The organism is Colwellia sp. SU-HH01217 (assembly GCF_057543495.1).
In genome coordinates this window covers 1-736 of sequence record NZ_BAAJLX010000045.1, presented here as the reverse complement: position 1 = coordinate 736, position 736 = coordinate 1, and the positions used below count along the sequence as shown (strand labels likewise).

The window sequence follows — 736 nt, the reverse complement described above, 5'->3', positions numbered from 1 at the left end:
TTTTCCTGCTTTAATGACTTGTTATAACTCAATATCACCTAAACTAAGTAATTGGCGACTATTACGTAAAGTTAGGATTTTAATCTCGTTTTCAACTTTATAGATAATACGATAATTACCAAATATTAATTCACGATAGTGAGAACCTAGCAACTCAGGAACCTCTCGCCCTAATTCAGGTTGAGAACCAAGTAACTCGGTATGATCAAAAATATCATTAACCCATTTATCAGCCGCCGATGGTTTATCAAGAGCAATAAATTTGGCAGTAGTTTCTAATTTATCTAATGCTAAAGGTGACCAAACTACTTTCAAGACCTTATACTCTTTAAAATTTGGGCACGGGCATCAGAATTTGATATTCCTAAACCGGCAGAAATCTGAGCTTCAGCCTTTTGTACTTCTTCTAATAGTTCTATTTTTTCTTGCATAGATTCATATTGTGCGACATCTAAAACTACAGCTACACCTTTGCCCCTCTGGGTTATAACAATTGGTCTTCTAGTTTCGTTAACTTGACGTATAAATGAAGCGGCTCCAGCTCTAAAATCTGAAAGCGGTTGAATATCTTGATCAAAATGAAGTCTACTCATGATAATACCTTTAGCTGTACTGTTTATGGTACAAAGTATAGTTAAAAGTAGACGAGAGTACAAGACTTTGAATTTGAGTTATAACGCCCAAATAATGGGCAAATTACAGTTGGTTAAAATAAGCGACGCAGGAGCAAAACCAA

2 protein-coding genes are annotated in these 736 nt (G+C 35.2%); both read right to left on the bottom strand.

The genetic code is table 11. The features are described 5' to 3' along the window. Nucleotides 1-21: 21 nt before the first annotated feature. Nucleotides 22-315, bottom strand: a complete 294-nt coding sequence (locus AC27G3_RS18165; RefSeq protein WP_487124047.1) for a type II toxin-antitoxin system RelE/ParE family toxin — start codon at nt 313-315, stop codon at nt 22-24. Then, a complete protein-coding gene (locus AC27G3_RS18160; protein WP_487124045.1) occupies nt 312-593 on the bottom strand; it encodes a type II toxin-antitoxin system Phd/YefM family antitoxin in 282 nt (93 codons plus the stop codon). The genes AC27G3_RS18165 and AC27G3_RS18160 overlap by 4 nt, the downstream gene beginning before the upstream one ends. Nucleotides 594-736: the final 143 nt, after the last annotated feature.